This window comes from Brevibacterium sp. OS20 (genome assembly GCF_056837565.1).
Window position 1 is genome coordinate 3,265,555 of record NZ_CM166367.1, and the last position, 14,343, is coordinate 3,279,897.

10 protein-coding genes and 1 tRNA gene are annotated in these 14,343 nt (G+C 64.9%); 4 read left to right on the forward strand and 7 right to left on the reverse strand.

Going from position 1 to position 14,343, the window contains the following annotated elements; translation table 11 throughout:
- Window positions 1–45: 45 nt before the first annotated feature.
- The 3 genes from ACVZTU_RS14640 (at window position 46) to mscL (ending at window position 1,868) form a co-directional block, all read left to right on the forward strand.
- Window positions 46–363: an FmdB family zinc ribbon protein gene (locus tag ACVZTU_RS14640; protein WP_139468176.1), complete on the forward strand. Its 318-nt coding sequence runs from the start codon at window positions 46–48 to the stop codon at window positions 361–363.
- 163 nt (window positions 364–526) lie between these two features.
- Window positions 527–1,156 (forward strand): SAF domain-containing protein, encoded by a 630-nt coding sequence (locus tag ACVZTU_RS14645; RefSeq protein ID WP_482400714.1) that lies wholly within the window; start codon window positions 527–529, stop codon window positions 1,154–1,156.
- A 250-nt stretch (window positions 1,157–1,406) separates the two neighbouring features.
- A complete protein-coding gene (mscL, locus tag ACVZTU_RS14650) occupies window positions 1,407–1,868 on the forward strand; it encodes a large conductance mechanosensitive channel protein MscL (protein WP_062862383.1) in 462 nt (153 codons plus the stop codon).
- 493 nt (window positions 1,869–2,361) lie between these two features.
- Here the strand turns inward: mscL and ACVZTU_RS14655 are convergent, their stop codons facing one another.
- On the reverse strand, window positions 2,362–7,329 hold the full coding sequence (locus ACVZTU_RS14655; RefSeq protein WP_482400715.1) for a DUF4011 domain-containing protein: 4,968 nt from the start codon (window positions 7,327–7,329) through the stop codon (window positions 2,362–2,364).
- A gap of 107 nt (window positions 7,330–7,436) precedes the next feature.
- Between ACVZTU_RS14655 and ACVZTU_RS14660 the strand changes: the two genes are divergently transcribed.
- Window positions 7,437–7,512 (forward strand) — tRNA-Arg (locus ACVZTU_RS14660).
- 152 nt (window positions 7,513–7,664) lie between these two features.
- On the opposite strand, the gene ACVZTU_RS14665 is transcribed toward ACVZTU_RS14660, so the two are convergent.
- From ACVZTU_RS14665 to pdxH, 6 genes are all read right to left on the reverse strand, one after another.
- Complete coding sequence (locus ACVZTU_RS14665; protein WP_139468173.1) at window positions 7,665–8,729, reverse strand: universal stress protein; 1,065 nt, start codon at window positions 8,727–8,729, stop codon at window positions 7,665–7,667.
- 167 nt (window positions 8,730–8,896) lie between these two features.
- Window positions 8,897–9,397 carry an HNH endonuclease gene (locus ACVZTU_RS14670; RefSeq protein ID WP_139468172.1) on the reverse strand — a complete coding sequence of 167 codons (501 nt, stop codon included), beginning with the start codon at window positions 9,395–9,397 and terminating at the stop codon, window positions 8,897–8,899.
- Window positions 9,398–9,813: 416 nt separating this feature from the next.
- Complete coding sequence (locus ACVZTU_RS14675; protein WP_139468171.1) at window positions 9,814–10,638, reverse strand: C40 family peptidase; 825 nt, start codon at window positions 10,636–10,638, stop codon at window positions 9,814–9,816.
- A gap of 459 nt (window positions 10,639–11,097) precedes the next feature.
- Window positions 11,098–11,784: an iron-dependent transcriptional repressor DtxR gene (locus ACVZTU_RS14680; RefSeq protein WP_139908932.1), complete on the reverse strand. Its 687-nt coding sequence runs from the start codon at window positions 11,782–11,784 to the stop codon at window positions 11,098–11,100.
- Window positions 11,785–12,047: 263 nt separating this feature from the next.
- Window positions 12,048–13,517: an aldehyde dehydrogenase family protein gene (locus ACVZTU_RS14685; RefSeq protein WP_482400716.1), complete on the reverse strand. Its 1,470-nt coding sequence runs from the start codon at window positions 13,515–13,517 to the stop codon at window positions 12,048–12,050.
- A gap of 42 nt (window positions 13,518–13,559) precedes the next feature.
- Window positions 13,560–14,231 carry a pyridoxamine 5'-phosphate oxidase gene (pdxH, locus tag ACVZTU_RS14690; RefSeq protein ID WP_139468168.1) on the reverse strand — a complete coding sequence of 224 codons (672 nt, stop codon included), beginning with the start codon at window positions 14,229–14,231 and terminating at the stop codon, window positions 13,560–13,562.
- Window positions 14,232–14,343: the final 112 nt, after the last annotated feature.

A 14,343-nucleotide genomic window follows, 5' to 3' on the forward strand; every position in this document is an offset into this window, starting at 1 on the left:
GGTTCCGACGTGCACTATAATCTTGTCGTCGAAGAAAGGTCTCGAATGCCCGTCTACTCCTACGCCTGCAAGAGCTGTGGTCACGCCTTTGATATTCATCAGGACTTCAGCGATGACTCGCTCACCGTCTGCCCGGAATGCCAGGGCCGCCTGAAGAAGGTCTTCGGCGCCGTGGGCATCAGCTTCAAGGGATCCGGCTTCTACGCCACTGACTCCCGCTCGAGCAAGTCGAGCACCGTCAGCTCCTCGAGTTCAGACTCCTCCTCGAAGGAGTCCTCGAGCTCGTCGTCGAAGGAATCCTCCAGCACGTCGACTTCGTCATCGAGCAGCTCCTCGGCAGCGAGCACCCCAGCCGCAAGCTGAACAACGCCGGTCGCCGGCGCACCTTCCCAGCCGCTAGCCGACCGAATGCCGCGACGAACCGCCTCTCGTCACTCAGACACCGATCGCCTGTGGACGGCACGAACTGTCCACAGGCAAGTTCCGTACCCTTGCCGCGGGCCGCGCACCGCCGCAGACTCGGCGCATGGGCATCTTCCACCGCATCCGGTCCACGTCATCTGGCTGGTCACGGCCGTCTCACATTCGGCCGCAGCGCATCCTCGCCGCCGTCTGCCTCGCGTGCGCCTGCGCTCTTGCCGTCTGGACGCTCACACCGAGCAGCGCAGGAACGGCGATCGTCGTCGCGAAGTCGGACCTGGCGCCCGGAACCGAGCTCAAGGCCCAGGACCTCACTCTCACTCAGTTCCCTTCCGACCTCGTCCCCGACAAGGCATTCAGGTCCGTTGAAGAGGTGAAGGGACGGGCAACCTCGGCGGGGTTGTCGAAGGGATCACCTCTGACCTCGTCGATCGTTCTCGATCAGCAGGCGCTGCCGAAAGGCAGTCGCGATCTGCTCATGCCGATCCGTCTGGCCGATGACGCCTCGGCGGCACTGCTCCAGCCGGGGCAGAAGATCCGACTCTTCTCGTCCCTGCCCGACGGCGGGTCGGAAGTCGTCGTCGAGAAAGTGACGATCGCCCGCCTCGTCGACAAACCCGAAGGAATAGCCGCGGAGTCAGGACAACTTGTTTCCGTGATCCTCTCCGCCGATGATGCCGGGCGTGTCGCCGAGTTCGCCGGACTCCCCATCAGCTTTGCGATCCTCCCTCGCTGAACCATGTCATCGCCGGGCCGTTCGCCCTGCTGATCTGCGGTAGTCGGAGACGTCTGCGTTCACCCGACCGACGCTCATCACTGCAAACCGATTGCCCGGAGCATCACAGCGATTACCCGAAGCGTCAATACGATGATCAGACTCGCAGAACATTTCTGCTGACAATGAGTTACCCATGTGTACTATTGGAACGTAATTGAGCTATTCGATAACAGCATTTCAGTGAACACACACCGAAAGGGTTTCTCTAATGCTTAAGGGATTCAGAGACTTCATTCTCCAGGGGAATGTCGTCGAACTCGCAACAGCGGTCATCATCGGCGGCGCTTTCACCGCCATCGTCACCGCCTTCTCCGACAAGATCATCAACCCGCTCATCGCCGCTGTCGGTGGTGCTGAGGGACCGGCCCTGCAGATCCCGCTCAAGGAAGGCGTGCCCGAGGCCACCCTTGATATCGGTGCGGTCATCACTGCGGCCATCAACTTCCTCATCGTGGCCGCCATCGTCTACTTCATCATCATCGTGCCGATGAACAAGCTCAACGAGCTGCGCAAGCGCGGAGCTCCCGAAGAAGAAGTTCCTCCGACCACCGAGGATCTGCTCGGCGACATCCGCGAGATCCTGCGCAACCAGGTTGCCTCGCCTGCCGGACCTGCCGAGGGTCCCGCTACCGACGGTCCGATCGATCCGAACCAGCCTCCGCGGCACTGATCACCAGCCGATCGCGAAGAAGGCCCGCTCTCATCCGAGAGCGGGCCTTCTTCATGTGTGAAACCTCTCCAGCCCGCTTGAAACCTATCAGCCTTTCTGAGACCGATCGGGCGCAATTGACCAACCGGATAGGGCGGGTTCGACGTCCGGACAGATCGAAGCCACTAGACGGAACAGGAGCTATGACCAGTGTGGGGGCTTCTGCGAACGGTAGTAGTCCTCGCTGAAGCCGCCGCCACCGGAGTCGGCTTCATTGCGCAGAGTCGCTCGATATCGGCGCTTCGCCGCTTCGATCCGGGCCCTCCGAGACTCATCAGTTTCGGTATCCCCGTCGCCATGTGACGGCTGCGCCGGCTCAGCGCCGGACTCGCCGTCGCCGTGCAGTGGCTCGTCCAGTTCAGTGCTCGACCCGCTGACTCTGGGATCGACTGCTTCTCGGTCGCTGCCGCCAGTTTCTCGATCGCAATCAGCATCCTCGGCGCCGGCGGGCCGGTCAGGCATCGTCGTTCTTCGACCCCGACTTCGCCGAGGCGGTCCCGTCCGTCCCGGATTCAGCCGACTCCGACTCCCCCGACTCCGCCTCGGCCGAATCCGACCCGCCAAAGTCAGCGGCGGTCGAATCCTCGTCGGCCGAATCCGAGTCTGCGGACTCGGCCCCAGCCGCGCTGGCGGCCCCAGCGTCGTGCGTGGCAGTTGCCTCCGCGGACGAACGTGCACTGTCCTCACCGGCACTGTCAGACTTCGCATCAACCGAATCAGCGTGGGCGGACTCGTCGGCCGCCTCGGGGACCTGGTCATTGCTTGCGGTCTGCACGAGGCCGGCGGAGCGGAGCTCATCGGCACGGATCTTACCGGTGTCGAAGGTCGGCAAGATGTCGTTTTCGACAGGGCCGGCCGAGTTCGACCGTGGGATGAACACCTCAGCGCCCGTGACTTTCTTCGCCTGCGCATGGCGTTCGCGGTAGCGGTCCACGGCGGCCTGCAATTGGGAATCGCCGCGGCTCGAGTTGCCCTTCTGCGCCAGCGCGGTGCGCAGCAGATCCTTGATCTCACCGTCGCCGCGCACGACCGCATCCGACTGGATCCAGTCGATCATCTGATCGAGGCCTTCGGCGGAGTACTTGTGCATCGGCAGACCGGGCACGAGCTTCGGTCGGCTGCCGGTGCGGCCGACGACCACCGAGGCGGCACGCGCCGCATTGAGAACGGCCTGCGGGCTCATCGTCTCCACGGTGGCACGCCAGGTCTCGAAGATCTTCTCGGTCTCGGTCTGCGGGTCGACGAACGCATCGGTCGACCACACGCGCATGAACTTCCAGCCTCGGCGGCTCAGCTGTTCAGGCAGCACCCGGTCCCGCTGGCGCAGGCTGCGCATCGACGCGTATTCGGGTCCGTCACCGGCGACGGCGATGATCATTCCGTGCTCGTCCTCGGTGGAGTTCGCCACGGCCAGGTCGATGCCGTTGTAGTGCTCGTGAGCGACGACGCCGAGCTGCAGCAGCCGGTCGGCGATGTCATTGAACAGCGGATCGTAGATCTCGCCGTGCGGTCCGGGCTGGTGGACGCCGCCGGTCGCGACCTCCTCGAGCAGCTGCGGGAGCATGACCGCTCCCCCGTTGAGTTTGCTGCGATCGAAGTCCTCGGCCTCGATGCTCGAGACCAGGGTCAGCCGCTTACGGGCCCGCGTCATCGTGGCCGCGAGGATGCGACGACCGTCCGGCCCGGAGAGCGGACCGAAGTCGTGGATGACGCGACCGTGGACGGTGCGGCCATAGCCGAGGGTGAAGATCACGGCATCGCGCGACATGCCCTGGACGCGTTCGGCGTCGGTGACGACGAATGGTTCCTTCGAAGAATCGTTGAAGAACGCCGCCACATACGGCAGATCCTTCATCGCCCGCGAGATCGCCGTCGCCACTCGCTGCGCATGATGCGGGGTGAGCGCGACGACGGCCAATGACTCCCGCGACCGATTCCGCGCGTGCTTGAGCACCAGATCGACGACGCGTTTGACCTCGGCGTCGGGGCTCTCGACCCGACCGGTCCCGATGTCCGTGGGGCCCCTGCCGTCGGCGACATAGGAGAATTCGAGGCCGCTGCCCTCACCGGTATGCGCGGTCGGCAGCGTCGAAATCGTCGAATCGTAGAAGTGCCGGTTGGCCAGGTCGATGAGCCCGACCGGGGACAAGCGGTAGGAGTTCGACAGTCGCATCCGCGGCAGGAACTCGCCGAGGCGGTCCTGCACCGAGCGGGGATGTTTCCCGTCGTCCATGCCGAAGCGATCGACCGCGATCGAGAACGGGCGCGGTCCGAGCAGGCGGGAGTCTCCGAGGGAGATGACCTGACGGGCTCGGGTGATTCCGGGGACGACATCGGCGACCGAGAGCCGTCCGGCATCGGCGATGACGACCGCATCGAAGAGAGGCAGAGCGGAGAAGAGTTCGGGCACCGTGTACGGGCTGCCCATCCACACCGGGGCCAGAGTCGTCAGCAGTTCGGGTGCCTGCGTGGAGATCCGCTTCGTCGAGGTGTGCTTCGACAGCAACTCCTGTTTGATGACTCCGGCGGCGATCGGGTCGGATTCGATTCCGCGCTTCCATGCCTGCGCATGGTTGTAGCGCAGTCGGGAGGCACCGGCGGCGACGAATGCGCGGTCGTTCTCGCGGAAGCCTTCGGCCACCTGGTGGAGAGCTGCACCGTCGTGGCGGCCGATCGCAGGATCTTCACCGGCCATGGTCTGCAGTACGGAGGCCCAATATGCGAGGTCGAACTCGGGGCCGACGAGTGACTCGTCGACCTTGCGCCTGCGCAGATCGGCCATGAGATCGCCGAGGCCCTCGCCGTCGAGTTCACGCTGCAGGCGGGACCGTTCGGGCAGATCGGCGAGGTTCTCCGAATCGCTGCCCATCGCTTCGGCACGTGCCTGAAGTTCCTCGATGAGCATCGATCCGAGGTCCCCGCCGTCCGGCGTCGTCTCGAGGATCGGGGCGAGCTTGGCCATATCGGCTTCGACGCTCTGGAGGATCTCGTCGGCTTCGAGGACGCCGCGCGGGATCTGCGGGCGGCCGTCATGTCCGGCGAGGTCCGAAAGGATGACCCGCTGGGCGCGGACGTCGATGAGTGCCTCGTGGAGGTCAGCCACCTCGGCGCCGGGCCGGAGGAACTCCGCGGCCGACTTCTTCAGCCGACGGCGCTGCATCATGCCCATCTCGACGCCGACATCGGCCCGGTATTCGGGTGTGCCAGTGGCGGCGATGAGGTCATCGAGGCGGTGGTCGTAGATGTCAGGTGCGAAGTTGTCGAGCGTCTTGCGCACGCGCAGGAGCACGCGGACGGCGCGGGACCAGTCATCGACATTGCGGCGCGGATTGAGTTTCGCCTTCTGCAGCACCGGTTCGGCGGCAGCGACGAGGTCGGGGATCGTCCGACCGATGCGTTCGGCCACGGTGCGTGCGGCTTCGGCCTCTTCGACGGATTTGAGATCGGCTCCGAACCAGACGGTGTCTTCGACATCGAGGGTGAAAGCACCCAGTCCGGCGAGTTCACCGAGTTTGCCGCGCAGGATGTTCCGGCGGTCGTCGCTGGCGCCGAGGATATCGTCATCGAAGCGCACCGGTGTCTGCGGGGAGTCATCACCGGAGGTCAGTTCGGCGAGGTGCTGCATGGTTTCGTAGACGGAGACGTCCCACGGCTTGCGCCTGCGGTGCAGGGAGGAGACGTGGTCGGCCAGGGTCGCCCGCTGTTCGTTGAGTTCGGTCAGCAGTTGAGACAGGTCCGGGCGTTCGGACTTCTCTGCCGAGGCGATGAGACCGATGAGCTGTTTGCGGATGTCTTCCGAACCAGCGCGGGTGTCGACCGCGAAGTCGGAGAGTCCGACCTCGCCGAGGCGAGCAGAGAAATCGTCGAGCGCATCGGAGGTCTGCGCGAGGAAGAGGACGCTCTTGCCGGTGTGTGCCAGTGTGGTGGCCACGGCGACGGCAACCTGGGTGGCACCGGTTCCGGGCGGGGTGTCGACGACGACGGAGTGACCGGACACGGCAGCGTCGACGACGGCCTGCTGGTCACCGTCGACGTCGATGACGAGGAATTCCTCCTGCGGCTTCCGGTCGGGAAGAGGGGTGATCGGCTCCTGAAGCGCAGCGGGTACGACGTCTTCACCGTCGGCTTCAGCCGCGGGTGCTGTCTTCTCAGACTTGGTCGCCGATACAGCTTCGGCATCGGTCGACGTCTTCTCGTCGTCGGTGGTCGTGTCGACGGCGGACTCGGCGGCAGTGACCGGCTCTGCGGCATCGAGTGGTTCGTCGGTGATCGGCACGGTCGGCTGACCGTAGTCCTCATCGGCATCGGCATCCGCTGCATCAGCGGCACCGGCAGCTGCCTCGGACGAAGCATTCTCGGCCGCAGGCTTCTCGGACGCAGCTTTCTCACCGGTCTTCTCGCCGCTGGTTGCCGACTCAACAGCGGACTCAGCAGCATCCTCGGCGCGGTCGCCTTCTGCCGTTTCCGCAGTCTTGGTCTCAGCTCCTGACTTCGCTGCGTCCGCGGAGGTCACTTCAGGCGCCGACTTCTCGCCGCCTGCGGGTTCGGTGTCCTTGTCTGCGGACTCGGCGGCAGCGGCGACGCCGGCGACTCTCTTCGCTTCGGCTCGCTTCTGCTCGGCTTCGGCCTTCTCGGCGGCGGCGATCTTCTCGTCCGGGAGCACGCCCGGCTGCGGCACATACGAGGGCCCGCCGAGGGAGGCACGCACGTCCTCGTCACCGGCCAGCGCCCGCAGAACGGGATGCTGGGTAGGCAGGTAGTCGGTGGAGAACGGGTTTGCGATGTTCGCGAACGTCGAGATGATCAGGCGGTGGTTGATCCGCAGACCGGGCACGTTCTGCCCCAGATCGCGCAGGCGGTCGAGAGCCGGGCCGGGGTCGAAGCCGTGCGGTCCGCCGGTCGCGTCGACCCATTCGTCGACGGGCACGTCGAGGTCGTATTCCTCGCGCAGATGCTGGACGAGAGCGGGGTTGATCGTGATCTCGTTGTCGAGCACGATCTCGTAGTCCTCGACTCGGGACCCACGAGGCACCAGCGTGATGTGGCGCATGACGACGGGGGCGTTGAACTTGAACTTCGCGTCCTTTTCCGTCCACGAAGCAAATCCGAGCGCCAGGTGGGCGGTGCGGATGCCGCGTTCGTTGTCGAGCTGCTCTGCCTTCGACCGGATGGATTTCGCACGCCGACGCGCGTCCGTGAGGATGTCGTGGTCGCGGATGAGGCTGGAGAGTCGGGTGGCGCGACCTGCCAGCAGCTGTGCCAGGCCGGAGGGGTGGGCGCCGGAGAGGTCGATGCTTCCGTCACGGGAGTCCCGGAAATGAAGCATGGTGTCGCGACCGCCCAGATGGGCAGCCTGCTTCTTCCACTCGGCGAAGACATCTCCGAGTTCTGGGAACTGTTCGTCTCTAACGGAATCCGACACAATTCGACCCTAACGAGAAACTGTCCATAATAGGTGCTGGCACACCGTGGAACAGTGAGGTTTCTTCTACGCTACACTGGGTGATCGTGGTTGAGGACGACCACCTGGCCCCCGTAGCTCAGGGGATAGAGCACCGCTCTCCTAAAGCGGGTGTCGGCAGTTCGAATCTGCCCGGGGGCGCCAGAACCACCTGTCCGAGCAAGATCCACTTGCCGATGTCGCCCAGACCCACTATCGCCGAGGCGGCCGATCGTATCGATCGGCCGCCTCGGTGATCGTCTTCCGGCCTGAATGATCCGCTCCTCGTGATCGGGATTCACGGACTCAGGCGGGGTCTATAGGCCAGGCTCTGCCGGGGCCTCGTTGCTCTTGCGGCGACCGTGATCGCGGGCGACGCGGACGACCATCGTCGGGCACTGCGAGTACGGCAGCACCGACTGCGAGGTCGAACCGAGCAGGAGGCCGGCGAATCCGCCGCGGCCACGCGAGCCGATGACGAGCACTTCGGCCGTGTCAGAGGCTCGGACGAGCACCTCGGCGGGCTGGCCGTCGAAGAGCGTCCACGTGACGTCGAGATCAGGGAACTCTTCGGCCAGCCGCTGTTTGGCGACGACGAGTTTGTCCGCGCCCTCGTTGACGAGGCGTTCGAGGTCGGCGGTGCTCGGCAGCCACTCGGGACCGATGACCGTTGTGGTGATCACGGCGACGATGTGCAGCGGTGAGCCACGGCGCACAGCCAATCGGGCCGCCTTCCACAGCGCCGGGGATTCGGCGCCGAGGGAGTCGACGCCGACGACGACCTTCCCGTCGAAGCGCAGACCTTCGATCGACTCGGCATTGGGGTCGTGGGTTTCGACCTCGACGCCGTCCTGTCGGATCGGCCGCGACGAGGTCGGGTGCGCGGGGCGCTCGGCCTGGTTGTCCCAGCAGGAGGGGACGACGACTGTCGGGCATGCGGAGTGCGCCGGCAGAGCGCTCGAGACCGTGCCGAGGAGACGACCGGCGAAGCCGCCGCGCCCGCGGGAGCCGACGACGGTGAGGCAGCCGGTCTTCGATTCGTCGATGAGCACACCGGCGGCGTCTCCGATCTCGATGACCGCCTCGACGGGAACACCGGCGGCCTTCACCTCGGCGGCGGCCTCCTTGAGCGTGTTCGTCACGGCCGCACGGATCGAGCTGTCGTCGATGGGCACATAGGACACGTCGATGGCGGCCGCGGCCACGCTCGGGATCGTGTAGGCGCCGACGAGGCGGATCGGACGGTCCAGGGAGCGTGCCTCTTGGATCGCCCAGGCCAGGGCATTGCGGCTCGGCGGCGAACCGTCGATTCCGACGATGACGGCTTCGGGCTCACCGGCCGGGGCCGGGTCGGGGTTCTGTGGGCGATCCTGCTCACTCATCGCAAGCTCCTTGGGTCGAAGCGAACTTCTGTTTCGTCCACCCTAGAGCACATTGACGGTGAGAACTTCACCTATGTCACATCGTTATCCGAATTGCGCCAACATATGGACAACACGGTCCCCTATCTGGGACGATGGCCCGTTTTCAAGCGGCGCTGGAGCTGTTGTCAAGCAGCGCTGGAGTACTCGAGGAATGGTCGCCACTTCTCGACGGGCTTGTCGATCCCACGCATCCACAGCTGACCCAGGCGGGGCTCCTGCGGCAGGAAGCTGAGCTTCCAGCCGATCTCGCTGAGAGTGCGATTGCCCTTGCGATTGTTGCATTCGCGGCAGCACGCGACGAGATTCTCCCAGGTGTTCGCTCCTCCGCGGGACCGTGGGACGACGTGGTCGACGGTGTACGCCGGTTTCGAGCAATAGGCGCAGCGGTGGCCGTCGCGACGCAGGACTCCGCGACGGGAGAGCGAGACGCGGCGGTTGCTCGGCGGGCGCACATAGCGGGTGAGCAGGATGACGGAGGGCTGATCGAGACTCATGTGCTCGGATCTCACCGGAATGTCCTCTGCGGCCAGGACTGTCGCCTTTCCGGTCAGCACGAGCACCACGGCCCGTGTGAACGGAACGATCGACAGCGGTTCATAACCGGCGTTCAGCACGAGAGTCTTCATATCTCGCCCCTCATCTTCTTCTCTACTGGGCCGAAACCGGCTGCCCCGGCCCCAGGGAACACAAAAGGCGCCGTGCTCATGGGCACGACGCCTGGGAAAGAGGGCACGGAGACAGATATGTACTCCGCACCAGAGACTGGAGCGGCTATTCGAATTATTCGACTATGCCCCATCTGCTTTCCTTCGCATCAGCGGTTGACACCACTTGGCGCCCACCATTTATGGAACTCAATCTTCTCCAGAGTAACGCCGCGCGCGCCCGTGACCCAATTCATACGGCTCGCGTCACGGAAACTTCGGTTTCCGTTCACCGAATCTGGTAGGTGCGAGCGGGCGCCCGAAGTTTCCGGGCATACGAAAGCTCCCCGTGCGACTCGAGGACCGTCGAGTCTCACGGGGAGCAATCGGAAAGAAGATCAGAGAACGCGGATGAAGGTGACGTTGCCCATCCAGCTGTAGCTGCGCTTCGAGGTTCCCGAGCTCGGCGAACCGGCATCGTACATCTGTCCGCCACCGGCGTAGATGCCGACGTGGCCGGGGTGCCAGATGAGGTCACCGGGCTTGGCTTCGGACTGCGAGACGATCTGGCCTGCACCCTTCTGTGCACCGGAGGTGCGGGGCAGGTTCACGCCGACGTGGCTGTAGACCCACGAGGTGTAGCCGGAGCAGTCCCAGCCGCTCTGGCTGGTTCCGCCCATGACGTAGGGGGTTCCGACGCCCTTCTGGGCCCAGGCGAGGACCTGCTCGGCCTTGGATCCGTCGATGGATCCGGCATCCGAGCCGGAGTCCTTGGATTCGCCCGAATCGGACGATCCGCTGTTGGCGGTGTCGTCGGAGGTTCCGGCGGATTCGTCGGAGGAGGGAGTGGAGGTTTCGACCGGCTTGGGCTTCGGCTTGGGCTTCGGAGCAGCTTCAGCGGTAATGGCCTTGCTCTCGACACCGAAGGAATCGGACTTCTTGTCGTCCTTCTTGTCCTTCGAGTCGTCGCCGATGGTGACGGTCTGGTTCTCGAAATCGACCTTCTGGGTGGTCTCGGCTTCTGCGGAGACCTTGCTCTGGTCGTCGGCTCCCTGGCCGGCGGCCGGCATCACTGCGGCGGTCAGCAGACCACCGCTGGCAGCGACAACTGCTGCGCGACGGCCGAAGACGCCTGAGTTGGCGTTCAGAAGTTCAGTGAGTTCGGTCAGTGGAGTCTTGACCTTGGCATCGGCGGCGCGGCGGCCATGCTGCTTAGTTGCCACGTTTTCCCTCTCGCACCTATTGGCTTTCCGGGCCAACCGCCGCTCTTGGTCCTTGGTATCCCACAGCGAGCGCGGCGTTCGGTTCTCGCTGTGCAGTCGTCATTGCGTGAACGACCTCCACAACTGTAACCAATCGGTGACTGATTGTCACGTTTTTGTCACAACCACCGGAGGGAAACCGTGATGTTTTCCATAAAACCCCAGGTCAGAGGCTCAAAATGGCTCGAAATATTCGTAACATTTTCTCGTTATACGACGTGACCCAGGGGTGGATAATCCACTCCCTGGGTCAGAGATCACAGTGATTTGTAACGAATCGGAGTTCGGGCACCCGCTCTTTCGTTACCGTTGCTCGGTCTCGTCGTTATCGAGACACAGCCTTGCCGTCACCGAGACACAACCTCGTCGCTACCGGCGAGACACAATCTCGTCGCTACCGGGCGGAGGCTTCTGGGCGTCTCAGCTGCGGTAGGCGAAGACGTGCGAGGCGGTCTCGACCGGAAGGTCGAGTACGTCCTGCGCGCCGGGCACCTGCACGGTGATGTATTCGCCGTTGCGAGAGATCTCGACGTCACTGCCCGGCAGGACGCCGGCGACCTGGAACTGCTGAAGCAGGTGGATATCGACCTGCAGGGGTTCGGCCAGCCAAGCGATCGTCAGCTTCTTCGCACCGTCCCGGCCGACTGCCGTGGCGAGGTCGATGACGTCGGTGGTCTTCGAGGCCTCGCCGCCGATGACGTCGAGTCCGGGGATCGGGTTGCCGTAGGGCCCGGTGGAGGTCTCCGAGAGCAGCGTCACGAGCTTGCGCTCGACCTGCTCGCTCATCACGTGCTCCCAGCGGCAGGCCTCGTCGTGGACGAGTTCCCATTCGAGTCCGACGACATCGGAGAGCAGACGCTCGGCCAGACGGTGCTTGCGCATGACGTCGGTGGCGATCCGTCGGCCCTCCGGAGTGAGCTCGAGATGGCGGTCGTTGCCGACGTGGAGCAGTCCGTCGCGCTCCATCCGCGCCACCGTCTGTGACACGGTGGGGCCGGAGTGATCCAGGCGCTCGGCGATGCGGGCGCGCAATGGCACGATCGACTGTTCCTCGAGCTCGATGATCGATTTGAGGTACATCTCGGTTGTATCAATGAGGTCGTTCACTTCTGACCAGCCACTCCACTCTTCGTCTTCAGGTCGTTTCGACCGTTTCAGGCGTTGTCACCATTTCGGGTCGTTCCGACCCTGCCCCGCCCCGCACAGGCGAACCCGTTCGCGGCCGTTGCGATCTGCCCCAATCCTATCGTGCGTTCAGCAATTCCCGTGATTCGAGGATTCGCCCCGTCCCGGAGGCGACCTCGGTCAGCGCCTGACGGCTCGACCGGGGTCTGCATCTGCCCGCTCGGGAAGAATTCGCACCGCCCGGCTCAGCCCGCGTTCGTGTAGGTCGTCTTGTGCACTGTGAAGAACTCGCGTGCCGCCCGAGCCTGTTCGCGGGGACCATAGCTCGACCCTTTCCGTCCGCCGAAGGACACGTGATAATCCACTCCTGCAGTCGGAGCATTGACCATGACCATCCCGGCATCGGCGTAACGCTTGAAGTGGGTCGAATATTTCAGGGAGGTCGTGAAGATGCCCGCGGACAGTCCGAACTCGGTGTCGTTGGCCACGGCCAGCGCTTCGTCGTAGTCGGCGACCTCGATCACCGAGGCGACCGGACCGAAGACCTCTTCGACGTTGATCGTGTCGCCCGGCTTCGTGCCCGTGACGAGTGCGGGCGCGAGGAAGTACCCCTCCGTGTCCGAATCGATGAGCTCACCGCCGGTGACCTCCCCGCCTTCGGCTCGGGCCTTGGCGATGTAATCGAGGTCCTGGTCGAGCTGGGTCTTGGAGACCACGGGCCCGATGGCGACGCCCTCGGCTCGGGCGTCTCCAACGGTCAGCGCCGCCATCTTCTCCTTGAGCAGCGCGACGAATTCGTCGTGGACACCGGAGGTGACGATGAGGCGGGAGGACGCGGTGCAGCGCTGGCCGGTGGAGAAGAAGGCTCCGTTGATCGCGGCCTCGGCGGCCGCTTCGAGGTCGGCGTCGCCGAGCACGACGAGCGGATTCTTCCCGCCCATTTCGCACTGCACTCTGATCTGGTGGGCCGCAGCCGATGCGATGACGGACCGTCCGACGGCGACGGATCCGGTGAAGGTCACGGCGTCGACCTTCGCCGAGGTGGTCAGTGCGTCCCCAACCACGGAGCCCGGCCCCATGACGAGGTTGAGGACCCCATCGGGCAGTCCCGCCTCGGCGAGGATATCGACCAGTGCGTACGCACTGGCGGGGACGAGCTCGGCAGGTTTGAATACGATCGTGTTGCCGAAGGCCAGAGCCGGGGCGATCTTCCAGGCCGGGATGGCGATCGGGAAGTTCCACGGGGTGATGATGCCGATGACGCCGATGGGCTCGTGCGTCATCTCGGCGATGAGCCCGGGGCGGACCGAGTCGACGACCTCACCGGTGTTGCGAATGGTCTCGCCGGCGAAGAACTTGAAGATCTGGGAGGCGCGCAGCACCTCGCCCTTGGCTTCGGCGAGCTGTTTGCCCTCTTCCCGGGCGAGCAGATCGCCGAGTTCGTCGGCGCGTTCGGCGATGAGGCTGCCAGCCTTGTCGAGGATCGCGAATCGCTGCTGTGAACCGAGGTCCGCCCAGGCCGGGGCGGCAGCGCGGGCGGCATCGATCGCCGAGGCGACCGTGGCGGCATCCGCGCGGGCGTAGCGGCCGATCACATCGGAGGGATCCGACGGGTTCGTATTCGTCGACCGGTCGTCGCTGGGTACCCGGGCTCCGCCGATGAGGTTGTCGAAGACGGCGTCGGGCCCGTACTGGGTGGCTGATGTCTCGGCCATGGATACTCCTTTGTATGTATAGGGCTTGTGTGCAGGCAGGACTCAGGGGTAGAGGCGGACGACCGACCAGGCCGAGGCGTCATCGAGGTCGGCCGCGTCGTGACTGCTGTCGGCGCGGCGGAAGACCCACCGGTCGTGGAACCGGTTCTGCTGACCCTGCCAGAATTCGATCTCGAAGACGCGCACGCGGAATCCGCCCCAATGATCGGGCCGCGGCACGTCCTGACCCTCGAACTCGGCCGCCGCTGCATCGTATTCGGCCTGCATCTGCTCGCGGCTGGTCACCGGCTGGGACTGCTTCGACACGGTCGCCCCGATCTGCGATCCACGGGGGCGCACGGCGAAGTAGGCGTCCGAGTCCTCGGGGGCGGCCACCTCGGCGACACCGCGGATGCGGACCTGTCGTTCCATGTCCTGCCACGGGAAGTTCACGGCGATGCGGGGGTCGGCCCGCAGCTGCCGGCCCTTCGCGGAGTCGTAGTCGGTGAAGAACAGCAGTCCGCGCTCGTCGAGGCCTTTGAGCAGGACGATGCGCGAGCTCGGGCCCCATTCGTCCAGGGTCGAGACGGTCATCGCATTCGGTTCGCGGACATGGTCGGCCGCCTCGTCGTACCACTGGCGCAGAAGGTCCAGGGGTGCGGTGTCCGGGTGTTCGAAGACGGCTGAGTCATAGGACTTCCGGGTCTGCGGGAGACGATCGACGGGCTCACTCATGTCTTCACTCTACGACGCGGCACGGACACGAGTCAGCCGGGTCCCGCCTCGGCGGGCGATCGAGCCGGGTCCCGCCTCGGCGAGGGCAGTCGAGACTCGGAATGTCGAGACG

What these genes read in the sequence shown, in the direction of transcription:
- ACVZTU_RS14665 (WP_139468173.1), bottom strand. Translation starts at nt 8,729, where the DNA reads ATGAGTGAGCAGGATCGCCCACAGAACCCCGACCCGGCCCCGGCCGGT.
- pdxH (WP_139468168.1), bottom strand. Translation starts at nt 14,231, where the DNA reads ATGAGTGAGCCCGTCGATCGTCTCCCGCAGACCCGGAAGTCCTATGAC.
- ACVZTU_RS14640 (WP_139468176.1), top strand. Translation starts at nt 46, where the DNA reads ATGCCCGTCTACTCCTACGCCTGCAAGAGCTGTGGTCACGCCTTTGAT.
- mscL (WP_062862383.1), top strand. Translation starts at nt 1,407, where the DNA reads ATGCTTAAGGGATTCAGAGACTTCATTCTCCAGGGGAATGTCGTCGAA.
- ACVZTU_RS14685 (WP_482400716.1), bottom strand. Translation starts at nt 13,517, where the DNA reads ATGGCCGAGACATCAGCCACCCAGTACGGGCCCGACGCCGTCTTCGAC.
- ACVZTU_RS14645 (WP_482400714.1), top strand. Translation starts at nt 527, where the DNA reads ATGGGCATCTTCCACCGCATCCGGTCCACGTCATCTGGCTGGTCACGG.
- ACVZTU_RS14670 (WP_139468172.1), bottom strand. Translation starts at nt 9,397, where the DNA reads ATGAAGACTCTCGTGCTGAACGCCGGTTATGAACCGCTGTCGATCGTT.